The sequence below is a fragment of the Parapedobacter composti genome (assembly GCF_900112315.1).
GTDB lineage: Bacteria > Bacteroidota > Bacteroidia > Sphingobacteriales > Sphingobacteriaceae > Parapedobacter > Parapedobacter composti.
In genome coordinates, this window is sequence record NZ_FOLL01000016.1 from 1 (window position 1) to 24,106 (window position 24,106).

25 protein-coding genes are annotated in these 24,106 nt (G+C 48.4%); 19 read left to right on the forward strand and 6 right to left on the reverse strand.

All coding sequences use genetic code 11. From position 1 onward, the window contains the following. Positions 1–80: 80 nt before the first annotated feature. Together BM030_RS15040 and prmC are read right to left on the reverse strand one after the other, a co-directional pair. Complete coding sequence (locus BM030_RS15040) at positions 81–761, reverse strand: amidohydrolase (RefSeq protein ID WP_090974436.1); 681 nt, start codon at positions 759–761, stop codon at positions 81–83. Positions 762–771: 10 nt separating this feature from the next. After that, positions 772–1,665 carry a peptide chain release factor N(5)-glutamine methyltransferase gene (prmC, locus tag BM030_RS15045; protein ID WP_244518980.1) on the reverse strand — a complete coding sequence of 298 codons (894 nt, stop codon included), beginning with the start codon at positions 1,663–1,665 and terminating at the stop codon, positions 772–774. A gap of 99 nt (positions 1,666–1,764) precedes the next feature. Here prmC and ribD point away from each other — a divergent pair, with 99 nt between their 5' ends. From ribD to BM030_RS15070, 5 genes are read left to right on the forward strand one after another with little or no spacing between them, the layout of a single operon-like run. After that, entirely contained in the window at positions 1,765–2,826 is a 1,062-nt protein-coding gene (gene ribD, locus BM030_RS15050) for a bifunctional diaminohydroxyphosphoribosylaminopyrimidine deaminase/5-amino-6-(5-phosphoribosylamino)uracil reductase RibD (protein WP_090974438.1), read from the forward strand. Beyond that, a complete protein-coding gene (locus tag BM030_RS15055; RefSeq protein WP_244518982.1) occupies positions 2,823–3,704 on the forward strand; it encodes an ABC transporter permease in 882 nt (293 codons plus the stop codon). The genes ribD and BM030_RS15055 overlap by 4 nt, the downstream gene beginning before the upstream one ends. A gap of 7 nt (positions 3,705–3,711) precedes the next feature. Further along, the gene (locus BM030_RS15060) at positions 3,712–4,467 is read left to right on the forward strand and encodes an ABC transporter ATP-binding protein (RefSeq protein WP_090974439.1); all 756 of its coding nucleotides are present in this window, start codon (positions 3,712–3,714) and stop codon (positions 4,465–4,467) included. A gap of 45 nt (positions 4,468–4,512) precedes the next feature. Next, complete coding sequence (locus BM030_RS15065) at positions 4,513–5,799, forward strand: DUF2851 family protein (RefSeq protein ID WP_090974440.1); 1,287 nt, start codon at positions 4,513–4,515, stop codon at positions 5,797–5,799. Positions 5,800–5,802: 3 nt separating this feature from the next. After that, positions 5,803–6,024 carry a PspC domain-containing protein gene (locus BM030_RS15070; protein WP_090974542.1) on the forward strand — a complete coding sequence of 74 codons (222 nt, stop codon included), beginning with the start codon at positions 5,803–5,805 and terminating at the stop codon, positions 6,022–6,024. Here BM030_RS15070 and BM030_RS15075 read toward each other — a convergent pair. Beyond that, a complete protein-coding gene (locus BM030_RS15075; protein ID WP_090974441.1) occupies positions 6,021–6,671 on the reverse strand; it encodes an ankyrin repeat domain-containing protein in 651 nt (216 codons plus the stop codon). The genes BM030_RS15070 and BM030_RS15075 overlap by 4 nt on opposite strands. 344 nt (positions 6,672–7,015) lie before the next feature. Between BM030_RS15075 and BM030_RS15080 the strand changes: the two genes are divergently transcribed. From BM030_RS15080 to BM030_RS19680, 11 genes are all read left to right on the forward strand, one after another. After that, on the forward strand, positions 7,016–8,176 hold the full coding sequence (locus BM030_RS15080) for a COG1470 family protein (RefSeq protein ID WP_090974442.1): 1,161 nt from the start codon (positions 7,016–7,018) through the stop codon (positions 8,174–8,176). A gap of 3 nt (positions 8,177–8,179) precedes the next feature. After that, a complete protein-coding gene (locus BM030_RS15085) occupies positions 8,180–9,148 on the forward strand; it encodes an ABC transporter ATP-binding protein (protein ID WP_090974443.1) in 969 nt (322 codons plus the stop codon). Beyond that, a complete protein-coding gene (locus BM030_RS15090) occupies positions 9,093–10,196 on the forward strand; it encodes an ABC transporter permease (protein WP_244518984.1) in 1,104 nt (367 codons plus the stop codon). Before BM030_RS15085 ends, BM030_RS15090 begins: the two co-directional genes overlap by 56 nt. A gap of 80 nt (positions 10,197–10,276) precedes the next feature. Then, the gene (locus tag BM030_RS15095) at positions 10,277–10,846 is read left to right on the forward strand and encodes a UbiX family flavin prenyltransferase (protein WP_090974444.1); all 570 of its coding nucleotides are present in this window, start codon (positions 10,277–10,279) and stop codon (positions 10,844–10,846) included. Between the two features lie 221 nt (positions 10,847–11,067). Beyond that, positions 11,068–12,339 (forward strand): dihydroorotase, encoded by a 1,272-nt coding sequence (locus BM030_RS15100; protein WP_090974445.1) that lies wholly within the window; start codon positions 11,068–11,070, stop codon positions 12,337–12,339. 1 nt (position 12,340) lies between these two features. Then, complete coding sequence (locus BM030_RS15105; RefSeq protein WP_090974446.1) at positions 12,341–13,009, forward strand: hypothetical protein; 669 nt, start codon at positions 12,341–12,343, stop codon at positions 13,007–13,009. Positions 13,010–13,044: 35 nt separating this feature from the next. After that, positions 13,045–13,665, forward strand: coding sequence for a DUF4199 domain-containing protein (locus BM030_RS15110; RefSeq protein WP_090974447.1), 621 nt, complete (start codon positions 13,045–13,047; stop codon positions 13,663–13,665). A gap of 12 nt (positions 13,666–13,677) precedes the next feature. Further along, positions 13,678–14,628, forward strand: a complete 951-nt coding sequence (locus tag BM030_RS15115; RefSeq protein WP_090974448.1) for a glycosyltransferase family 2 protein — start codon at positions 13,678–13,680, stop codon at positions 14,626–14,628. A gap of 146 nt (positions 14,629–14,774) precedes the next feature. Beyond that, positions 14,775–14,993, forward strand: a complete 219-nt coding sequence (locus tag BM030_RS15120) for a hypothetical protein (RefSeq protein WP_317615117.1) — start codon at positions 14,775–14,777, stop codon at positions 14,991–14,993. Beyond that, complete coding sequence (locus tag BM030_RS15125; protein WP_090974450.1) at positions 14,990–15,763, forward strand: MBL fold metallo-hydrolase; 774 nt, start codon at positions 14,990–14,992, stop codon at positions 15,761–15,763. Before BM030_RS15120 ends, BM030_RS15125 begins: the two co-directional genes overlap by 4 nt. 75 nt (positions 15,764–15,838) lie before the next feature. Next, entirely contained in the window at positions 15,839–15,991 is a 153-nt protein-coding gene (locus BM030_RS19680; RefSeq protein WP_139215909.1) for a lmo0937 family membrane protein, read from the forward strand. Here BM030_RS19680 and BM030_RS15130 read toward each other — a convergent pair. Beyond that, entirely contained in the window at positions 15,972–16,682 is a 711-nt protein-coding gene (locus tag BM030_RS15130; RefSeq protein ID WP_090974451.1) for a 2-C-methyl-D-erythritol 4-phosphate cytidylyltransferase, read from the reverse strand. The genes BM030_RS19680 and BM030_RS15130 overlap by 20 nt on opposite strands. A 17-nt stretch (positions 16,683–16,699) precedes the next feature. Beyond that, positions 16,700–17,749: a tRNA preQ1(34) S-adenosylmethionine ribosyltransferase-isomerase QueA gene (gene queA, locus BM030_RS15135; protein ID WP_090974452.1), complete on the reverse strand. Its 1,050-nt coding sequence runs from the start codon at positions 17,747–17,749 to the stop codon at positions 16,700–16,702. Positions 17,750–17,924: 175 nt separating this feature from the next. On the opposite strand from queA, the gene BM030_RS15140 reads away from it, so the two are divergent. After that, complete coding sequence (locus BM030_RS15140) at positions 17,925–19,172, forward strand: ABC transporter permease (RefSeq protein ID WP_090974453.1); 1,248 nt, start codon at positions 17,925–17,927, stop codon at positions 19,170–19,172. 39 nt (positions 19,173–19,211) lie between these two features. On the opposite strand, the gene BM030_RS15145 is transcribed toward BM030_RS15140, so the two are convergent. Further along, positions 19,212–20,417, reverse strand: a complete 1,206-nt coding sequence (locus tag BM030_RS15145; protein WP_170845765.1) for a pyridoxal phosphate-dependent aminotransferase — start codon at positions 20,415–20,417, stop codon at positions 19,212–19,214. Between the two features lie 82 nt (positions 20,418–20,499). Between BM030_RS15145 and BM030_RS15150 the strand changes: the two genes are divergently transcribed. Next, on the forward strand, positions 20,500–21,483 hold the full coding sequence (locus BM030_RS15150; RefSeq protein ID WP_090974545.1) for a cation diffusion facilitator family transporter: 984 nt from the start codon (positions 20,500–20,502) through the stop codon (positions 21,481–21,483). A gap of 264 nt (positions 21,484–21,747) precedes the next feature. Further along, positions 21,748–24,054, forward strand: coding sequence for a penicillin-binding protein 1A (locus tag BM030_RS15155; RefSeq protein WP_397236010.1), 2,307 nt, complete (start codon positions 21,748–21,750; stop codon positions 24,052–24,054). Positions 24,055–24,106 lie beyond the last annotated feature (52 nt).

Genomic DNA, 24,106 nt, shown 5'->3' on the forward strand with positions numbered 1-24,106 from the left:
CATGGCCATCAACCACAAGAACCTGAAAGACCTATATCCACAGAACTATAAGAAAATAGTGCAGCAATCAAACATGTAGTTCATAGGGCGGATACACCGGCGGTGACAGATGGAATGGCTGAGGCTACTAATGACATGGCGTTGTCTACAAGTATTCCAGTAGGCCTACCGTTCTTCGTTTCTACTAGTCCGCCGTTTATGGTTCTCGGGCCGGTGATCTTGGCGAGTTCCAGCGCTTTTCCATTGGCAAGGGCAGCATGGCCGTCGACACGTATAAGATACACCGGAATATCCGGAAACACTTCATCCAACAGGCGCCGGTCTGGAAAAGCTTTGGTTTCCCAGAGATTTTGATCCCAGCCCCGGCCAATCAGCCACGGGGCATCGGCAAATTCGTTCCTGAACACCTTGAGGCGTTCAACGACCTCCTCAAACGACACTGCGCCCGTTAAATCAGCTTGGCCAAGCGTTTGCGCATACCCGAAAAAATGTGCATGCGCGTCATAAAAGCCTGGGTATATAGGTTGTCCTTGTGCATCGATGATCGTGGGGGTATCATAAGCAGCCAAAATTTCCGCTGAACTGCCTATGGAAATGAACTTGCCGTCTCGCACCGCGAAGGCGTCGGCAGTGGAAAATGCGGAGTCCACGGTATATACCAATGCATTGTGTACAATTAGATCGGCTTGCTTGGAACTGCTGCACGAAAGGGTCAGGAATGAACAGGCTATCGCCAGTGTTGTCAGGGTATTATTTGTCATGCGATATGGGTTAGTGGTGTTGTTTCATGGCATGTACGATGCGATCGGCTCCTTGCATATCCTTATGGATTGTTACTTTTGCAAACCCTTTATTCTCGAGTAATTTGCATACTTGCATCCCGTACCGGCGGTTAATCTCAAAATATAAATAGCCATTTTCCCGTAAATGACTGTGCGCAAAAGAAGCTATGTGATCGTAATATAACAACGGGGTACTTTCTTCAACGAAGAGGGCCAGTTTGGGCTCATGCGCTAATACATTCTGGTGCATGCTGTTTTGCTCGGATGGGGTGATATAGGGTGGGTTGCTGACCACGATATCAAAAACCTGTTCCGGTTGGAAAACCGAGTCCCATTCCAAAATATCGGCTTGGATGAACCTGACGGCTGGAGCGAAGTCCATAGCGTTCCGTCTGGCTACGTGCAACGCTTCTGCTGAAATATCCAGCGCATAGGTGATCGTCGAAGAACCTAAAAATCGCTGTAACGCGATGGCGATACAACCGCTTCCGGTGCCAATGTCGATAAGTTGCTTCGATTGCCCATCAGGTGGTCTATGACCATGATGAGAAATGATAAGGTTTACCAGCTCTTCGGTTTCCGGCCGGGGAATCAATACCGATTCATTAACCGATAATCTCATGCCCATGAACCAGGCGTATCCCAGAATGTGCTGTATAGGTTTTGCCGTTTGGAGGGACTGCAAAGCGGTCCGTAACCATGCCGTATCACCGGGATTCAAGGGGGCATGCTTGCGGAGCAGGTAATCTTTTTTCGACCAACCAAAGCGGGCTTCCAGCAGCATAAAAAAGATATGGCGAGCTTCAGACGTGTCGTACAGGGACGCCAGATCCGCTATATATTCTTGTTCAATAGCCGAGACAGAATGCATATGGACAAACATACAGTATCCGTTCCGTTTACCAAAATATATGGCCTGTCTTTGACCGAGAAAAGCTGGAGCCACCGGGCTCACATGAACATTTTTAATTAAGTTTGCAGCATGCAAGAACACGAACGGTATATGCGGCGCTGCCTGGAGCTGGCCTTATTGGGCGCGGGGTCTGTGAGCCCGAACCCCATGGTGGGTGCTTTGCTTTTGCATAACGGGAAAATCGTTGCCGAAAATTATCATCAACGGTTCGGTGGCCAGCATGCCGAAGCGTTGGTAGTTAGTCAGGTATTGACTGAATATGGGCAAAAGGCAGAAGCGATCTTCCGTGAGGCAACCTTGTACGTAAGCCTTGAACCCTGCGCGCATTATGGGAAAACGCCACCCTGTGCGCAGTTACTGGCAGACTATCGTGTGAGCAGGGTGGTGGTAGGATGTCGCGACCCGTTTGATCAGGTAAACGGAAAGGGCATCACTGTTTTGAGAGCGGCAGGTATCGATGTCGTTGAGGGGGTTCTGGCCGGGGAGGCGGAGTGGCTGAACCGTCGATTTATCACCCGGGTGCAGCACCATCGGCCTTATATTATCCTCAAATGGGCGCAAACAGCAGATGGCTTCATGGCTCCGGCAGACAGTCGCCAACGCTGGATTACGGGGCCGGAAGCTAAGCAGTTGGTGCACCGCTGGCGGAGCGAAGAAGATGCCGTATTGGTAGGAGCAAAGACCGCGCAGGTGGATAATCCGAGGTTAACCGTTCGGGAATGGCAGGGGAGGAACCCTAAGCGTGTGGTGATTGATAGAAATTTGACCATACCGGCAGGGGCGTACCTGTTTGACGGCAACGCTGAAACCATAGTGTTCAACGCGGTGAAAACCGATTGGGTTGGTCAGATCAAATATATTGAGCTGGAGAACTTCGACTTGTATTTGCCACAGCAAATTGCTTACCAGCTTTACCTGATGGATGTTCAGTCGATTATTGTGGAGGGAGGACGTAAAACGCTTGACCTGTTTATTCAGGCCGGATTGTGGGATGAAGCACGGGTCTTTACCGCTCCCGATGAATGGGGAGGCGGTATCGGCGCACCTATTCTGTACACAGCGCCGCAGCGGAGCCAGCAAGTAGGGCGCGACAGGTTAGATTACTATCACCGGAACAATATAACGGCATGATGGACTTTTATGTTGCGGCTATTATTCAAGCCCTTTGCTTCGGGCCGCTTGTGCTGGGGCTTTTTTTGTCGATGAAAGTGTTCAGTATTCCTGATATTACCACGGACGGAAGTTACACGTTAGGAGCCGTAATTACCGCGGTGGGATTTTCTAATGGTTATCCATTAGCTGCGACTATAGTCTTGGCGATGTCAGGAGGAGCCCTCGCTGGTTGTTGTACTGCGTGGATTCATACGCGGCTGCGTATCCATGCCTTGCTTGCCGGTATTTTGGTGATGACGGGGCTTTATTCGGTGAACCTTGTATTGCTGGGTCGGTCAAACATGCCATTGATTGGGTATATTGATATATTTGCTTGGCTGGGGGTGTTCGATGAAGCCGATCACAACACGCTGGCCGTATTGGTGTTTGTTTTGGCGGTGTTGTTCGCCGTGATGAATTTTATGTTGCGTAGCGATTTCGGTATTGCCATGCGGGCTACGGGCGATAGCGAACCGATGATTCGCGCACAGGGGGTAAACACGGTGCGCATGAAGCTCTATGGGCTGGCAATAGCGAATGCGCTTGTGGCATTCAGCGGATTCCTTATGGCGCAATTCCAGGGGTTTACGGATATTAATATGGGCATTGGGATTGTGATTAGCGGGCTGGGAGCGGTCATTATAGGTGATACACTTATTAACCTGCTAAATGTCCGATCCATTCCGTTCATGTTAGCTTGCGTGCTGTTGGGCGTGGTGGTCTTCCAATTGTTGCTGGCGGTGGCGCTGAGCATCGGCGTGGATGCCAGTCTCCTGAAATTGACCACATCAATGTTGGTGCTGACGATTGTGGCGCTTCCCCGGGTAGGTTCGTTTCTCCAATTTAGTAAGCGTTGATAACCGTATGCTTCAGCTCCAACATATCACAAAAACGTTCAATGCAGGCAAAGCCACTGCGGTGGTTGCGGTAGATGATGTGTCGGTACAACTTGAGGCGGGAAGCTATACCGTGATTATCGGCGCTAATGGATCGGGAAAAAGTACCTTATTGAATCTTATCGCTGGTAATACATATGCAGACAAGGGGAGAATTTTGTTACGGGGACGTGAAATCCATCGCCTGCCGGACTATCAGCGCAGTGCCTGGATAGCCCGGGTGTTCCAGAATCCATTGATGGGTACCGCGGCTTCATTGAGTATTTTGGATAATTTCCGGATGGCTGCATTGCGCCAATCGCCTAAATGGATGCGGATTGGCGTGGATGCGGCTTTCAGCGATGCAGTACGTGATCGGATAGCCACGTTGGGCATGGGGCTCGAACATAAATTGCTGCAGCCTATGGGTACACTGAGTGGAGGGCAACGGCAGGCCTTAACCTTGCTGATGACAGTGATGGCTGGCCTGGATGTGCTATTACTTGATGAGCCGACAGCCGCGCTGGATCCGCGATCCGCCAGGGAGGTGATGGAAATAGCCGATCGGATCATCTGCGAAAATGGGCTGATGGCGCTGCTCGTTACCCATAATGTCCATGAGGCGCTCCGCTATGGTACACGGCTTATTCAAATGGAAGGCGGCAAGATTAAGCGCAACTACGACCGGCAAGCCAAATCGGCCTTAAACCATGCCGAGGTGGTTTCTTGGTTTGACTATTATTAAATAATCTTCTATATTTGGGCGTACGGCACCTAAAAACCAAGACGTATGGCCTTACCGGAAGACATGCTGCATTTTGTCTGGAAGTACCGCCTGTATTGTACGCAGGGGCTCCATACTGATTCAGGGAAATCGGTTGTTGTTTTGGAAACAGGCATACATAACCACGATGCTGGCCCCGATTTCGTAGCAGCCCGTATACGGATAGATGGAACCGAATGGGTCGGCAACGTGGAAATACACGTCAACTCATCCGATTGGAACAAGCATGGCCATCAGTATGACAGGGCCTATAATAATGTGGTATTGCATGTGGTGTATGAACACGACGGTGTCATAACGAGGCAAGATGGTACAGTACCCGAAACGTTGGAGTTGAAATCGTTGATTCCGGTCCACGTACTGTCAAGATACGAAGAGCTGATGCGCGGTTTGCACTGGATACCCTGTGAAAGGCTAATCCGCACTGTGCCCACGCTTAACCGGTCGCAATGGCTTTCACGGCTGCTGATCGAGCGTTTCGAACATCGGGTGACGGCTATCTTCGACTTGTTGACGCGGCAACGCGGGAACTGGGAAGAAACCTGTTACATCTGGTTGGCTCGCAGCTTTGGGTTTAAAGTAAATGCACAGGCCTTTGAACAGCTCGCTCGTTCACTGCCGCAGGTAGTTCTGGGGAAGTACAAGGGACGTGCAATGGCAATTGAAGCCCTGTTTTTCGGACAGGCGGGTATGCTGGAAAACGTGGTGTTCAATGATACGTATCCGCGCGAATTGCAACGGGAATACCGGTACCTGCGCAAACTACATGGGCTCTCACCTATGGATGTTTCCGCATGGAAGTATATGCGCACACGCCCGGGCAATTTTCCTACCCTCCGCATTGCGCAATTTGCAGCGTTGTGCTTACGTTCTACACGGTTATTTTCGGCAATAATAGACACCGAGGCCGTCAATGCATTGAAAAACTGGTTTGAAGATTTACCGATCGCTTCCTATTGGTATGAACATTACCGGTTTGATGGCGTGGCGCGGCCTCATAGTGTTCAATTGGGCAAACGTTCAATAGACATGTTGCTTATCAATACCATTGCTGGTATTTTATTTGCTTATGGTAAATATATCGGTAATGAAACGTATATTTATCGGGCCATAACGTTACTGGAAAACCTGAAAGCGGAGGATAATGCCATTATACGGCGTTTTTCGGCGTTAGGTGTCCAAGCGGGCCAGGCGGCAGAATCGCAGGCTCTGTTACAAATGAAGACCTATTATTGCGACAAAAGAAAATGCCTCGACTGCGGGATGGGATTACAGTTAATAAAAAAGCAATGAATGATGGTAAAGCGGATTCTCCTATTTTTTGAACAGCGCTCTTTTGGGGTATGCACGTACATAGGTGAGCGTTTGGGTATATCCATCTCCAAGCTGCGTCTATTCTTTATTTATACCTCTTTTCTGGCGGTAGGATTCCCCATTATTTTCTATTTTCTGGCTGGTGTGGTGCTGGATTTCCGAAATTACATTAAACGGATGCGCCATAGACTCTGGGATGTTTAGACCTTGAGTATGGAAGCAATTTCGACGTGCCCTTTTTCAGCGGCTAAATCAGATGCCGTTTTGCCCATGTCGTTTTTTACTTCTACTTGGGCGCCGTTTTCAAGCAACACGATGATAAGATCGATGTTGCCGTTTTGAGAGGCTAAGTGCAGGGGAGTTGTCCGCAATGCTTGCACCACGTTAACTTCAGCGCCAGCTTCAATCAGCATTTTAGCAATACTATCAAATCCGGAACCGATAGCGGCGTGAAGCGGATATACATTGTAGCCGTTCTGCGATTGGATATTCGGGTCGGCGCCCTGGGCCAGTAGAAACCGGACTACTTCTTCGTTGCCGAAATGCGTAGCCAGCCCCAGCGGCGTGAAGCCATGATCTGATACGCTGTTCAATAGCTGAGGCATATTTTCGACCATCGCTTGTACTTGCTCCAATAATCCCGCAGCGGCAGCTTCATGGATGGTCAGTTCATCCATGTGCCTGAGCAGTATTTTTACTATCTGTGGCTTATTATAATAACAGGCTAACAATAACGGAGATATGTCGTGGCTGGTTTTCTGTTTGGTAAGGTTTGGATTGCCGTTCAGCAGGTCGTCAATAGCTAAGCTGTTCCCCGTTTCGATATATTCTTCCAGTATACTTAAACTCATCACTCAGTTTGGCTAATTTATGAACAAAAATAATACAGGACGAATTAACTAAAAAAATATTAAAAAAAACGAAATGCAAGGTGTTTGTAGTATTATAACTACAAAATCTTTTTTTGCTATACGTTTTATTGTGGATCCTCATCGTTAACTTTACTTTTGTACTGCCCTCCCAAAGGGCATGTTTTTCATAGGTAGATGTAGGGTCGAATATTTGATTATTCGGCCCTTTTTTAAAAGACGGCCGAACCCTGAATGCAAGTGTTAAAAAATGTGAAATGGTTTTCGGAATTTTGGTGAATTTCTATTTTTGCGCGCGTACTGTTTATCATCAAAATCTTTGTTTTATGTTAACACGTGCCAATACTTTACCTAAAATTCTATTTTTATCAAGTTGTTTTCTGGGGCTTGTCCCGTTGGCGGGACAACAGATCTGTGTTGCACAAGGTGTGACACTTTATACCCCATATACCAAAATTTCCGTACCGCCGGGCGAATCCATCGACTATTCCGTTGACATCATCAACAACGGCGGGGGGGTGAGAAACGCAGAGATTGCTGTTGTTGGGTTGCCTGACGGTTGGTCGTATGAATTGAAATCGGGCGGATGGGCCATTGAGCAGTTATCGGTACTGCCCAAGGAAAAGAAGAACCTGTCATTCAAGGTGCAGGTACCTTATAAGGTGGATAAGGGAACGTACCGTTTTCAATTGGTGGCGAAGGGAATGAGTCAACTGCCCTTAACCGTGGTTGTTTCCGAGCAGGGCACGTTTAAGTCTGAGTTTAACACCGATCAAGCCAACATGGAGGGCGCGGCTAATTCGTCCTTTACCTTCAATTCTACCCTCAGAAATCCTACCGGTGAAGAGCAGGTGTATAGCTTAAGGGCACAGGTGCCGCAGGGCTGGAATGCGCTATTCCGTGCAAACGGTAAGCAGGTATCTTCCGTGAACGTAGGCCCGAATCAAACGCAGAATATTACCATTGAGTTGGATCCACCCGACCATTTAGGAGCTGGTAGTTATAAAATACCGGTGGTGGCTTCTACCAGCAGCATGTCTTCCAATTTGGAATTGGAAGTGGTAATCACCGGCTCATACAATCTGGAATTGACTACACCGACGGGCCGGCTAAGTTCATCAATTACGGCAGGTAGCAGCAAGAAAATAGAGCTGCTGGTGAAAAATACCGGTTCGGCACCGCTGAAAAACGTGGAGATGAAGTCGTCTACTCCGGTTGATTGGACGGTGGAGTTTGAGCCGAGCAAGATTGATGTTATAGCGCCTGGTCAGCATGCTCAGGTATTTGCCACGGTCCGGGCCAGCAGGAAGTCCGTTGCCGGCGATTATGTGACAAATCTGGAAGCCAAAACAGCTGAAAAATCAGCAACGGCGTCATTCAGAATGGCCGTGCGTACACCTTTGTTGTGGGGATGGCTGGGTATCATGATCATCTTGGCGGCCCTTGGAGGTGTGTATTATTTGTTCCGCAAATATGGAAGGAGGTGAGCCGTGCATATCATCGACCTCAAGGGGCTGACAAAGCGATACGGCAATTTCGTTGCTGTTGACAACCTTGATCTGACCATCCAGAAAGGAGAAGTTTTCGGGTTGCTCGGCCCTAACGGGGCCGGTAAATCGACCACCATATTGATGATGCTCGGACTCACCGAGCCTACCGCTGGGGAAGTGCGCGTATGCGGTATCGATTCCACGGTAAATCCGATTGAAGTGAAACGGCGTGTGGGGTATCTTCCAGATGATGTGGGTTTCTATGAACATTTAAGCGGACGGGAAAACTTGCTTTATACCGCACGGCTTAACCGCTTATCTTGGCTGGAGGCGGAAGCCCGCGTCGACCGCTTGCTGCAACGGGTCGGATTGCAGGACGCTGCATCCAAAAAAGCAGGTAAATACTCGCGCGGTATGCGCCAACGCCTGGGGCTGGCCGATGTGCTGGTGAAAAATCCGGAAGTTATCATCCTGGACGAGCCGACGCTTGGTATAGACCCGCTTGGCGTACGTGAATTTCTGGAACTAATCGTAACCCTCAGCAGGGAGGAACACATAACGGTATTGCTGTCTTCCCATCACTTGCACCAAGTGCAGCAGGTGTGCGACAGGGTTGGAATATTTGTTGCAGGCAAACTGCTCGCCCAAGGTAATATAGCGGCGTTGTCCAAGGCGCTGTTTTCTGACGGTGAACCCTATATTATTGAAGCGGGAATTAACGCCGGAGGTAATGCCGGAGCTGCCGAAGCCTTGCTGTCAAGTTTGCGGCAACTGGCTGGTGTGGTGTCGGTGCAGTTTGACGAAGGCAGCCTGCGTATCGGAAGCACGCATGACGTTACTGCAGATGTGGCCCGGGCGGTAGTTCTATCTGGGTTGGGGCTCAAGCGCTTGAGTATAAAGGAATATGGCCTTGATGACATCTATAACCGATATTTTGAAGGAGGTGAGGTATATGGAAAAACCGCATAACGCGTTGGAGCAGCTAAAAGTCCGGCCGTGGGTTACAAGGATGACTAACCGGATAAGTGGTTATATGGCCAGCGTACGTGACCGGCGGATGCGAGCAGTGGTACACCCATTTTGGGTGATTGTACAAAAGGAAATAGCTGATCACGTGCGCAGCTGGCGTTTCAATGTGCTGCTGTTCCTGATTTTGCTGACCTGCTTCGGTTCGTTGTATACGTCGATTACTAACCTGATGGAAGAAACGGCCAAAAGCAAGGACGATAACGATCCGTTTTTCTTTTTGAAATTATTTACCTTATCGGACGGCACACTTCCACCGTTCCATGTCTTTATCGGATTTCTGGGACCATTATTGGGAATAGGCCTCGGCTTCGATGCTATCAACTCCGAACAGCAGGCGGGCACATTGAGCCGGATTATGGCGCAGCCTATACATAGGGATTACCTAATCAATGCGAAATTTACCGCCGCACTCATGGTTATAGGCATCATGTTCTTTTCGCTGGGTTTCCTTGTTATGGGATTCGGTATGGTAATCATTGGCATTCCGCCCACCGCGGAGGAATTTTTACGGGTGGTGTTTTTCCTGTTGCTAAGCGTGCTTTATGTGGCATTTTGGTTGAACCTTTCGGTATTGCTATCCATTCGGTTCAGGCAGGCAGCCACATCTGCGCTTACAGCGATTGCTATCTGGTTGTTTTTTACGGTATTCTACCAGATTATTGTAAACCTCATTGCCCGCGCGCTGATGCCGTCCGGAGCGGTTTCCCCGCAGCAGCTTGTTGGATATGAACAATTCATCCTTAACCTGATGCGCATTGTGCCGAGCCAGTTGTACACAGACGCAACCACCACGCTGCTTGTGCCTTCGGTAAGAAGCTTGGGACCGTTGACCATGGAACAAGCTTATGGCGCTATTCCCAGTCCGCTGCCTCTGGGGCAGAGTTTGATGATTGTTTGGCCGCAGCTTACCGGGTTAATAGCGGCAACGGTGGTATGTTTCGCACTCTCGTATGTTTCGTTTATGCGTAGGGAAATCCGATCCAGGTAGTAAACGCAATCCAATATACTAAGCCCAAGGTTTCGTGTCCTTGGGCTTTTTTTTATAGCTTTGGTGTATTAATAAAAATCATGTCAAAAAAAATCATTGTTGCCATTACGGGCGCGAGCGGTTCCATCTATGCTAATGTGTTACTGGACAAGTTGCTGGCTGTGCAAGCACAATTGGATGCGGTGGGCGTAGTTATGTCGGATAATGCGAAGGAGGTGTGGAAATTCGAACTGCAGAATGAAGATTACCGGCAATATCCGTTCGATTTTTATCAAAAGAACGATTTTTATGCACCTTTTGCATCCGGTTCCGCTAAATATGAAACGATGATAGTCTGTCCCTGTTCCATGGGTACGCTGGCGCGTATAGCAAACGGCAGTTCTTCGGATCTAGTTACACGGGCTGCCGACGTCATATTGAAAGAACGCCGACGTCTTATCCTGGTACCACGGGAAACGCCGCTGAGTTTAATTCACATCCGCAACATGCAGGCGATAACCGAGGCGGGAGGAATCATCTGTCCGGCCAGTCCGTCGTTCTACAGCTTGCCTAAAGACATGGAACAACTGGCAGCCACTGTGGTAGATCGTGTGCTGGTGCTGGCCGGGTTGCCGGCCAACGGCTACGAGTGGGGAGGCGGCACACGGTGAAATTTTCAATGAATTTCAAAATAAATGGTTGTCATTACCAGTGATTTTGTACTTTTGTGCTTTAATGAATATGTGCATTGCCATACTTCCATTAAAAGTCAACTTTCCGGTCTTTTCAAAGCCTCTTTTTTTTTCTTTTACCCTTGGAGTCTGCCTGATAGCGCCTGACATGTACAAACAGGCGGGCCGGCATGAAGCCTTAGCAAAAGCGTTTTTAGCGAATGAGTAACCTATTAATCACATCTGCCAAAGTGGCCTTTCCGGGTAATCCTTTTCATGGGAAGGAGGTGGATGTATTGCTGAATGATGGGGAAATCAGCAAAATTGCACCCCGTATTGAGGTGACTGACGATAAGGTAACCACCTTTGACGCGAAGGGTCAGTACCTTGCTCCCGGATTTTTCGACTTAAATGCCAATTTCGGAGAGCCCGGTTTGGAGACGAAAGAAGATCTGCTGTCCGGTTGTGCCGCGGCGTTAGCCGGTGGATTCACCGGGGTGGCCGTACATCCCAATACGCATCCGCCGGTGCACAGCAGGTCGGAAGTGGCGCTGATCATAAACCGCATGAAATCCTTACCCATCGATATTCATCCTGTCGGGGCTATCAGCAAAAGGCGGGAAGGCGAGGAACTGGCTGAATTGTATGACATGAAACTGGCGGGAGCGGTGGCTTTCGGTGACGGAAATAGGCCCGTACAGCAAGCTGGATTAATGAGCCGGGCACTGTGCTATTGTAAAGGATTTGGCGGTGTGGTGTTTTCCTTTCCTGAAGATACATCGGTTGCTGGCGATGCCAAAATGAACGAAGGTGTGACGAGCACCTATCTGGGTATGAAAGGTAAACCCAATCTGGCTGAAGCGCTCATGGTTGCACGGGATCTTTATCTGGCCGAGTATAATGACTCATCTATACATTTTACCACCATCAGCACGGCCGAAAGTGTAGCGCTCATCCGCAAAGCCAAAAGTAAAGGGCTTAGCGTCACATGTGATGTGGCCGCTCATCACTTGGTGTTTACCGACGATCTGGTCGCTGGTTTTGAAAGTAATTACAAGGTCAATCCGCCGTTGCGTACCAAAACGGATGTGAAAGCGTTGCTCGAGGGACTTGAGGACGGCACCATTGACGCTATCGTATCGCAACACACGCCGCATGAAATCGAATTTAAACAGGTGGAGTTTCACATTGCGGCAAACGGGATTATCGGGTTGCAAACGGTATTGCCGTTGGCTCTGCAGGCCGGATTGGGAACAGACCAATTGATAGAAAAGTTGGCCATCGGCCCCCGCAGGGTACTCGCATTGCCTTTACCGGAGTTCAAAGAAAAGGCTTTGGCAAACTTTGTTTTATTTGATACGGAAAAGACTTGGCAGTTTGACAAGTCGACCAACCGTTCAAAGTCCAGCAATAGCCCATTGATGGGTAGGGCTATAAAAGGGGGCGTAACATTGGTGGTAAATAAACGTCAAATCATAAACACACTCAACTGAAATGGATCTTCGTATAAAAAAAGCGCTTAATGCTTGTCTACTTACCTACAGTGAATTAGTAACATCGGACGGAACCGCGCTGTTGGAACGGTTGCAGGAGGTGTTTGGGCAGGATGTTCCCTACCTGGTGAAAGTGGAACACGTAGACGCTGCCTTCGACGAACATCCCCGGTTTGAGGAGCTTCGGGAAATCGTTTTTGATTTGCTGCTAATGAATTTTTTTGCTGCCGATGCCGCTAAATTGGAAGCCGATTATCTGGAATCGGAAGAATGGGAAGCGATTGAAGACCAAACCATTGACCGGGGAACGGAAATATTGAATCTGTTGCTGTACCTGCGCGAATGCGCGGATGAAGGTATTGAACCGCAGCTTTCCGATTATCTCAAGGAGTTTTTGCTGGTTGATGAAGATGAATTTCAGGATGAATATCGTATATATGAACCTGTAATAGCCAATCAGTTGCTGGTGGAGAGTGATTACAGCGAAATCAGCAGGGTTGCCTCCAGTGTTTCAGAAAATCAGGAGCTGGCTGAATTATTCTATCCGATGATGGCTTTTTTCCGTGAAGCCGATCCTACGGCAGATGATTTGGCCGAGTTTACCCGTGCCAGTGGCAACCCAGCGTTTGATTCCGCCGTGTATAACTTGCTGGTGAGCTATAATCGTTAAAATCAACCTTCTTACATCATCAAAACATAAAAATTATGGAACAGCAGACACTGGAAAGTAGAATTAAGAAAGAGGGAGCTTCCCTTGGTGTTTCCTTCGGTATAATCATGGCGGTGATTGGCATATTGACCATGTATTGGTTGGTATCGTCTTCTTCCTTTATCGTCACATCGTTCGGTTCGATTGTCTTTGTTTACATCATTCCGCTGATCATCGGTATCCTGTTTTGTATTAGACTTCGGAAGAATATTGGGGGCTACTGGACTTTTAAACAGGCTCTTGTCGGTATTTTCGTTATGTTTTTGGTGTCATGGGCGCTATCAACGGCCGTTGGATTGGTTTTCGAGCGGTTTATTGAACCCGATATCAGGGAACGCATGCTTATGAATGTGCAGAACAACTTGATTACCTTTTTGGAAAATCAGCAAGTGCCTGATGAAGATATCGATAAAGCCACGGCGAGCATTGATCAAGCTATTGAAGGCGCGGCGAATATGACGTGGGGGCAGCAATTTAAATCGTATGCCATCATGATTATCGTTCAATTTGTGGTTGCTATGATTTTTGCGGCCATTTTCAAGCGGAATCCGCCGATGTTCGCGGTATATGACGAAACGACAGACAACGATTCCGGCCTACGAGAACCTACTGCATAATTTTAGCAATTGATGGATATTTCCGTTGTAGTACCCTTATATAATGAGGCCGAGTCCTTGACGGAACTTACCGCTTGGATTAAAAGGGTGATGGAGGCTCATCATTTTAGCTATGAAATCGTCATGGTTGACGATGGTAGCACCGATGGATCATGGAGAGTCATCGAAGAACTAAAGAGAGGAAATCCCTATATCACCGCGATAAAGTTCAGGCGTAATTACGGGAAATCCGCGGCGCTAAACGTAGGGTTTGCCGCAGCACAGGGCAACGTGGTCATTACGATGGATGCAGATTTGCAGGATAGCCCTGATGAAATCCCCGGGTTATATAGTAAAATAGTAGACGAAGGTTTTGATCTGGTATCGGGGTGGAAAAAACTCCGCCACGATCCGCCAAGCAAAACCATCCCCACCAAACTGTTCAATTCCGTTACCCGCGGGATGTCTGGTATACATAACCTACATGATTTCAATTGTGGGTTGAAAGCGTATAAAAAGGAAGTAGTAAAGAGCATCGAGGTCTACGGCGAAATGCATCGTTATATTCCCGTTATCGCCAAATGGGCCGGATTTAAACGAATCGGCGAGCAAGTGGTGCAGCATTACCCGCGCAAGTACGGTAAAACCAAATTCGGGCCGGGGAGGTTCGTCAAGGGGTTTTTGGATCTGCTGTCGATATTCTTTGTTGGCAAGTTTGGGAAGCGGCCCATGCATTTCTTCGGAACCATGGGCGTAACGTCCTTTCTGGCCGGTTTCATCATTGCCGTCTGGTTGATTGTTGAAAAGTTGACCAGTATTGCTCATGGAACACCGTATCGCAATATTACGGAGCAACCGCTGTTTTTTTTCGCGTTGATAGCCATTGTCATTGGCACACAGTTGTTCCTCACAGGGTTCGTAGCTGAATTGGTTTCCCGTAATAGTACAGAACGGAACGATTACCAGATTGAACGGGTGATTTAACTCACTGGGCATCTGCCGCGGTTGTGGATAAAACGCTTTTGTGTTTTCGTTGGATGTATTGTATTTTGGCTGACCGAAAATAGTAACTACCATTGCTTCCGAATACACAACATAGTTTGGATAAATTGGAATCCCTGTTAAAGGATATGGGATACAAGATACGTTATGAGAAGGGTAATTTTAAAACCGGGGCTTGTATGCTGCAGAACAGTAAGGTGGTGGTGGTAAACCGGTTTTCCAATTTGGAGATGAAAATCGGTGCATTGGTGGGGTTGTTGCGTGATATGCCGACAGACGGCAGCATGCTGAACGAAAAACAACGGCAGTTTTTACGGAGTATCAAACAAACTAAGCTAACGATTTGACCGTACGATTTTTAGGGACAGGAACTTCACAGGGTATTCCGGTAATTGCATGCAATTGCGGGGTCTGTACGTCGTCGGATCCCAAAGACAAACGCCTGCGATCTTCGGTACTGCTGCAGGTGGATGGCCAGAATATCGTTATCGATACGGGACCGGATTTCCGGTATCAGATGCTTCGTGAAAAAGTTATGCGCCTGAATGCTATATTGTTTACCCATTCCCATAAGGATCATATTGCCGGATTGGATGACGTGCGGGCGTTCAATAGACTGCAGGAACGGGCCATAGACATTTATGGTGCGGCTGAGGTGCATGAGGCACTTAAGCGCGAATTCTATTATGCATTCGGCATGAAGAAGTATCCCGGGGTTCCGGAACTGAACCTGCATGAGATTACATCAAATCCTTTTTCATTGGCCGGTACCAACGTTATCCCTATAGAAGTAATGCATTACATGATGCCGGTTATGGGTTTCCGAATCGGGGAATTCACCTATATCACAGACGCCAAAACCATACCGGATTCCGAAATTGAGAAAATTTCCGGAACCAGGGTGTTGGTTGTTAATGCGTTGCAACGAGAACCGCATATTTCTCATTTTACACTGGATGAAGCCGTCGCTTTCGCCCACCGTATCGGTGCCGAGCAAACGTATTTTACGCATATCAGCCATCGGCTGGGATTGCATGATGAAGTGCAGCGTGGCCTACCGGAAGGTATTGCGTTGGCTTATGACGGCTTAGTATTAGATGGTTTATCCGCACGATAGCCACTGTTCGAACAAACCTTTTCCCGATCTTCCTGTTGTTATAAAAAAAACAGTAATCATTTAACCTCTGTTGTTATGGGAAATTTATTGTATATCATCGCCGTTATTTTGGTTATTATTTGGGCGATCAGCTTTTTTGGTGGATATGTTGACAGCGGCATCATCCATGTATTGTTGGTTATTGCCGTTATAGCGATTTTGCTGCGCGTTATTCGAAGCGCAGCTTAGGCTGGCTGATGAGCAATTCCGCTATACGCAAATCTTCCGGAAACGTGATTTTGATGTTACGGGTATCCCCCTTTACCAAGGTAAGGGGATACCCCTTTCGTTCCACCACGGAGGCGTCGTCGGTATAAGTTTCCTCTTCGGGTTGCTCATACGCCTCATACAACACTGCACCGTTAAAGGTCTGCGGGGTTTGCATGAGGTACACTAATTCCCGCCGATAGGCATTATTTTTCAGGCCATTGTTACTTACAAGCCTTACCGAGTTAGTGCATGGTGTGGCCAATGCCGCGGCCGCCGTACGGGATGCCGCGGCATAGGTTTTGTCTATCAATGCCGGGGTAACCAATGGCCGCGCCGCATCATGGACGGCGATAAGGCTTTGCGGCAAGTCGGACGCCAGCTGTCTAACAACCGCCAGTCCGTTTTTCACGCTCTGAAAACGGGTTTTTCCGCCATCGGCAACCGTATGGGGTATGGTAAAACCATGTTCCTTGCAAAGCGCCGCCCATTGATCCCGCAATGTGGCCGGAAGCACGGCGATGATACTTGGCGAACTGTTGCTGTTGTAAAACGCGTTGATGGCATGCATCATCACGGGTGTGCCGTTAAGCGGCAGAAACTGCTTCGGTACAGCGGTACCCATGCGGCTACCCGCCCCCCCGGCTACAATGATGGCGTAATTTTCCGGCATCACATAACACCGTTCCGTTAAACAATAAGCATGGCGTCGCCGTAGCTGTAAAATCGGTATTTCTCCTTTACCGCCACCTCATAAGCGTTCATGACATGCTCATATCCGCCGAATGCAGCAATCATGACCAACAGGGTGGATTCCGGGGTATGGAAATTGGTTATCATACTATTCGCGATACTGAAGTCATATGGTGGATAGATAAACTTGCTTGTCCAGTCGTTCGCAGGTTTCAGGTGCCTGTCGGCCGAAACGGATGATTCTATGGCGCGCATTGACGTGGTACCCACGGCGCATACCCGTCTTTTGGAATCGATGGCTTTATTCACCGTTTTTGCGGCTTCTTCAGAGATGATGAATTGCTCGGAATCCATTTTGTGTTTGGTCAAGTCCTCCACTTCTACAGGCCTAAATGTGCCCAGACCTACATGGAGGGTAATCTCCGCAAACTCCACGCCTTTGAGTTCCAGCCGTTTCATCAATTCGCGGCTGAAGTGCAGGCCCGCAGTGGGAGCCGCCACGGCACCTTCATGCTTGGCAAAGATGGTCTGGTATCGGAATTTGTCCTCCGGGGTTGCTTTACGCTTTATGTACTTAGGCAGGGGTGTTTCACCGAGTAATTCGATATTCCGCCTGAACTCTTCGTCCGTCCCGTCAAACAAAAAGCGGATGGTGCGGCCGCGCGATGTGGTGTTATCAACCACCTCGGCTACCAGCAGGTCGTTTTCTCCGAAATATAGTTTGTTGCCTACACGGATCTTGCGGGCAGGATCGACCAGTACATCCCAAAGCCTGAGCTCTTTATTCAATTCCCGCAATAAAAACACTTCGATTGTAGCACCTGTCTTTTCCTTGTTGCCATACATACGGGCCGGAAAAACCTTGGTGTTATTGAGAATCATAACATCCTTGTCATCGAAATAATTCAGGATGTCCTTGAATATTTTGTGTTCTATTTTTCCAGTTTTACGATCGAGTACCATCAATCTGGATTCATCGCGGTTGTCAGTTGGCTCGTACGCAATCAGGGATTCCGGTAAATTGAACTTAAATTGTGACAGCTTCATTGTTGATTTGAATTTTAGAAAGCATTGGAGCAAAATACATGCCCATATACAGTAATTAGCGCGCAAAGTTAAGAAATTATTCAATATTCCGGCGTGCGTTTTTCGCTTTATTATCTTGGTGAAATTAGTTATTTTGGCGTGTAACATATCGGGCAAGTGTCCGTCTTAAAAGCGTATGATTTTATTCCTGAAACTAATCGGTGAAAGTTTTGGTTTCGCGTTTTCTGCACTCCGTGAAAACCGTACGCGGACATTACTCTCGCTATTGGGGGTAACCATTGGTATCCTGATTATTATCGGAGTATTTTCAGCTGTGGCTACGCTTCGGGCGAATCTTGAAAACAGCGTTGAAAAACTGGGCAGTAGAACCATCTACGTGATGAAATGGCCTTGGGACGGCGGCCCGGATTTTCCGTGGTGGAAATATGTGAATCGGCCGGAGCCGGACATCCGGGATTACGAGGCGCTGAAGGCCCGGATGACCACGGCAGAGGCCGTGTCCTTTACGATAGACATCGGTAACCGGACAGCGCAGTATCTCAATAATAATGTGTCTGGTATCACCGTTACGGCAACATCCCATGAATTATATGACATCCGCGAACTTGAGATTGTCAATGGCCGGTACTTCACGGAGTCGGAATCGAACCGCGGAACCAATGTGGCAGTTATCGGGGCCACGGTAGCCGAAGGGCTTTTTCCGAATACTGAACCCATCGGTAAGTCCATATCCGTCTTAGGCAGGAAGGTGACCGTCATCGGAGTATTTAAGAAAGAAGGAGAGGGCATGATATTCGATGTGTCTATGGACAACGTGGTAATGATTCCATTGAATTTTGCCCGCAATGTGGTAAACATTAGAAGCTACGGGCCTGCAATCTTGGTGAGTGCGGCACCCAATGTGTCTTTGGAAGAAACGGAAAGCGAGTTGAGGGGCGTGATGCGTTCGATCCACCGGTTAAGTCCCCAGCAGGAAGATGATTTCTCACTTAACAAGACCACCATTATTACGGCTCAGTTGGACACCATGTTTCAGATGATCAACACGGCGGGAGGGTTCATTGGGATATTTTCCATCTTGGTCGGCGGTTTCGGCATCGCCAATATCATGTTCGTGTCCGTCAAAGAGCGCACTCATATCATCGGTATCCAGAAGTCATTGGGTGCCAAAAATTACTTTATACTTTCCCAATTTCTAATTGAGGCCATAGCGCTGTGCCTCATCGGCGGGTTGATGGGGCTTTCCTTTGTCTATCTGCTTACGGTGTTGGTAAAGCTGACCTTTGACCTCGCTATCGTCGTCAATATCGGCATGGTTATCCTGACGGTGGTTTTGTCTACATTAATCGGCCTGGTAGCCGGCATTGTGCCGGCGGCGATGGCCGCTCGGATGGATCCGGTGGAAGCGATCCGGAGCAAATAAAAAAGGGGCGGTATCCGCCCCTTTTCTGTGAAGGGTAGTTTAACCGAGTTTCGCCAAAGCTTCTTTAATCCGCCTCAACGCTTCTTTGAGGCTTTCATCAGAAGCAGCATAAGACAACCGGATATAGTTGTTGTTGCCGAATGAATCGCCCCCAACAGTGGCCACATGTGCTTCGTTCAACAGGTACAACGCAAGATCAGCCGAATCTTTGATGGCATTGCCCTGCGGATCCTTTTTGCCGAAAAACGAACTGATATCCGGGAAGAAATAGAACGCTCCTTGCGGCAGGTTCGTCTTCACGCCCGGAATTTCTTTCAGTAGGTTATACACAAGTTCGCGGCGCCGTGCGAAAGCCTCTTTCATTTCCAATACGGTATCCAATCCTTGTTCCAGCGCAACGATGCCTGCGCGCTGTGCTATGGAACAAGTGCCGGATGTGGTCTGGCCCTGCAGTTTGTCATTTGCGGCTGCTATCGCTTTATCCGCGGCAAGGTAGCCAAGCCGCCATCCCGTCATGGCAAATGCCTTGGAAAATCCGTTGATAAGGATAACGCGATCCCGGATGCTTTCAAACTGAGCAATGGACTCGTGTTTGCCAATGAAGTTGATATGCTCGTAAATCTCGTCCGAAATGATGTAGACCTGCGGATATTTTTCAAACACACGAACCAGGCTTTCAAGCTCGGCACGGCTGTACACACTGCCCGTGGGATTGCACGGGGACGAAAACATGAATAGTTTGGTCCTGGGAGTGATGGCGGCTTCAAGTTCTTCCGGCGTGATTTTGAAATCACTGTCAATCGTGGTGTGGATAAACACGGATTGGCCTTCCGCGAGGGTCACCATCTCCGAATAAGAAACCCAATAAGGGGTGGGGATAATGACCTCATCACCCGGGTTAATCAGGGTAAGGATGGCGTTGGAAAGGGACTGCTTGGCGCCGGTGGAAACCACAATTTGCGACACGTCGTAATCCAATCCGTTTTCGTCTTTGAGCTTTTTGACAATGGCTTTCCGCAGTTCAGGGTATCCTGGTACGGGTGAATAACGGGTATAATTGTCATCGAGCGCCTGTTTGGCAGCCTGCTTCACGTGTTCTGGCGTGTTAAAATCAGGTTCGCCTACGCTGAGACTGATGACGTTAATTCCCTTTGCGGCCAGTTCACGGCCCAGTTTGGTCATTTTTAGGGTGGCAGATTCCGATAGGTTATTTATCCTGTCGGAAAGAATAGATGGTGTACTCATGGCGGGCAAACTTATGGAAAATTGCGGACATATTAAACAAGAATTTGGTGGTAACTATTTGTTACCTTTGCCTAAAAGTTGCATGTTGAAGAGGCAGAAAAACATTATCCGGCTGGCTTTGGGGGTGGGCATCGTGCTGATGCTGATGAAATTCGCGGCCTATCTGCTGACCAATTCCAACGCTATCCTCACCGACGCCATGGAGAGCATCGTAAATGTAGTGGCATCGGGATTTGCGTTTTACAGTATTCATCTTGCTGCGAGGCCCCGTGACCAGAACCATCCCTATGGACACGGCAAGGTAGAGTTTTTCTCCGTTTTCCTGGAGGGGGGATTGATTTTCATCGCCGGTGTGCTGATTTTAGGCAAGGCTGGCTATAATATTTTCTTCCCGCAGGAGGTGGGCAACCTTTTGGAGGGCATGGGGCTGATAGCATTTACGGGTTTGGTCAACTTTGTGCTGGGCACGTATATGATAAAGGAGAGCAGATTGCTCAACTCGTTGACACTCCAGGCAGACGGTAAACATCTTCAGACAGATGCTTACAGTACGGCTGGTCTCCTGGCGGGGCTTTTGGTTATGTATTTTACGAAGCTGGCCTGGATTGATGTTGTGCTATCTATTGGACTTGGTGTATATATTTTATGGAGCGGATATAAGCTGCTCCGTAAATCCATAGGGGGGTTAATGGATGAGTCTGATACGAAATTGGTGGGCCAGATAGCGGCCATCCTTCAACGGCACCGGAAAGACGATTGGATCGATGTGCATAACCTCAGGGTACAACGGTATGGACACGAACTGCATATCGATTGTCATATCACCTTGCCTAATTATTATGATCTGAACCGGGTGCACGACGAGGTGTCTGCCATAGACACCATTGTCAATCAACACCTGCATGCCGACACGGAACTGTTTGTTCATGCTGACCCATGCTTGCCGGCATGTTGCCATTATTGCAGGATGAAAAATTGCCCTATACGTAGCGAAATCCAATTCAAAGATATTGTTTGGGATAAAAAACTCATCAGTAAGAACGAAAAGCATTTTTTAGACGGCTAAGGTCCTCCTTCGTTGGCAGCTGCCAGCATAGATATCTTCCATGCAATAACATCGATTTGTCAAGAATGCGTTGCATGGGGTGATTAAGCGATTGCAAAATAGGATTTTATTCGTTCATGTGCCACACAAAATGTAGCGTAAAGCGTTAATCACTCGTAACAATATCAAAAAATTCATCATCTTTACCGGATGTTTAAGGAAATAAAGAATCGCTACATACGCTACGCGGTCATCACCATCTATGTCATAATCATAACAGTATGCATGGTAGAAGTTAATTTCCTTTGGCTATTCGGTTATTCACCCACATCCAAGGATATCAGTAAACCCATTCAGCATGTCGCATCTGAAGTTTATACCGCAGACAGCGTGCTTATTGGGCGTTATTTCAAAGAGGATCGGTCGCCCGTGCCCTACGATAGCATTTCGCCCAACGTGGTGAATGCGCTTATTGCTACGGAAGATATCCGTTTCTTTAAGCACAATGGCGTGGATTTTCTGGCTATATTTTCCAGTTTGGTATCCACTGCTCAAGGCGATAAGCGGGGAGGCAGCACCATCACCCAGCAACTGGCTAAAAACTTATACCGTACTCGTTATAATCATTCCACCGGATTGTTGGGGAAGGTACCGGGCATCCGGATGCTTGTCATCAAGTTCAAGGAATGGATGACCGCCTATAAATTGGAGGGAAAGTACCGCAAAGAAGATATTCTTACAATGTATCTTAACACCGTGTCTTTCAGCAACAATGCTTATGGCATAAAAACGGCCGCTAAACGTTACTTCGATAAGGAAACAGGCGAGCTTACGGCTGCGGAGGCGGCGGTGATTATCGGGATGCTGAAAGGCACAACACTTTACAATCCGATACGCAATCCGGAGCGGTCACTGGAACGGCGCAATGTGGTGCTGGGCCAGATGCATAAAGCTGGATTTATTTCGGCCGTGGAGTATGAACAGGCGAGGCGATCGGCGTTGGGACTTCATCCGGGCGACGTGGAGGAACTGGGAAATGGCGATTCATACTTGCGTGCGGCCGTGGAACGTTGGCTGGACACGTGGTGTGAAGAATATGGATACGATATTTATGTGGATGGACTGAAAATCTATACAACCATCGATTCCCGCATGCAGCGGCATGCGGAAGAAGCTGTAACCGAACAGATGAAACCGCTCCAGCAACGGCTGGAAAATGCATGGCGGGGCGATATACCATGGCGGGATTCGGAAGGCAATGTTATTGAAGGTTTTTTGGAAAATCTGGCCGCACGCACAACCTACTATAGCCAATTAGATAAACGATATAACGGCAATAAAGACAGTATTTTTTACTATTTGAATGTACCCAAGACAATGGAAGTGTTTACTTGGGATGGCATGAAAGAAGTTCAATATTCGAGCATGGATTCGTTAGCGCATTATGCTATGATGCTCAATGCAGGACTGATGACCATGGATCCCTACAGCGGGAAGATAAAAGCTTGGGTGGGTGGTATCAATCACCGTTATTATAAATATGACCATGTCTTCCAGGCCAGGCGGCAGGCTGGCTCAACGTTTAAGCCTTTTGCTTATCTTGCGGCATTGGAGGCGGGTAAATCGCCCTGCGATAAATATGTCGACAGGGCCGTCCGTATCGTTTATTCGGAAGACGGCGAAGAAAAGGTGTGGGAGCCAAAAAATGCGGATTGGGTGTTCAGCGGCAGAGAAATGTCATTGAGGTGGGCGTTGGGACGGTCGGTCAATTCCATTACCGCTCAGATCACGGAAGAAATAGGGTGGGATAAGGTCGTCGATGCCGCCCACCGCTGCGGTATCACCAGTCCGTTGGCATCCGTGCCTTCGGTAAGCCTCGGTTCCAATGACGTGAGTGTATTTGAAATGGTCAATGCTTATTCAACCTTCATCAACCGGGGCAAACGGGTGCAGCCGATATTGGTTTCAAAGATTGTTGACTACGAGGGAAAGACCGTGGCTGAATTCAGCACAACGGCCACCCAAGCGATTAGTGAAGAGGTGGCTTGGCTAATGTCATACATGCTTAGGGGCAGCATGGAGGAACCGGAAGGTACTTCCCAGGGGCTCTGGGAATGGGATTTGTGGAAAAACAAGAACCAGATAGGCGGGAAAACCGGAACGTCGTCCGATTATGTGGATGGCTGGTATATGGGGGTCACGAAAGATCTGGTAACTGGCGTTTGGATAGGTTGCGATGAGCGAAGCATCCATTTCAAGAACTCCCAAACTGGTGAGGGATCCCGGACGGCCTTGCCGGTGTTCGGCCGCTTTATGGAAAAGGTATACCGCGATGATTCGCTCGATTACGAATACGGACCCTTCCCCGATCCAAAAGTGGAAATCAGACGGAAATACCATTGTCCAAGCCCGCGTATTGTGCGGCCGGACAGTACATTCCGTGATAGCATTGTGCCTTTGCAGATGCCCGGCTCCCCATCACTGGAACATCCGGTGGATATGGAGGAATTAAAGCGGCAATTGGAGAGCGCTACCCCGACTGCCGAACAGCCGGAAGAAAGGGGGGGCGACCCGGGGCGGCAGACGGAATAGCTGAATAAATAATATGTTGCAGATAATTAAACTTTTTAACCGATATTCGTTC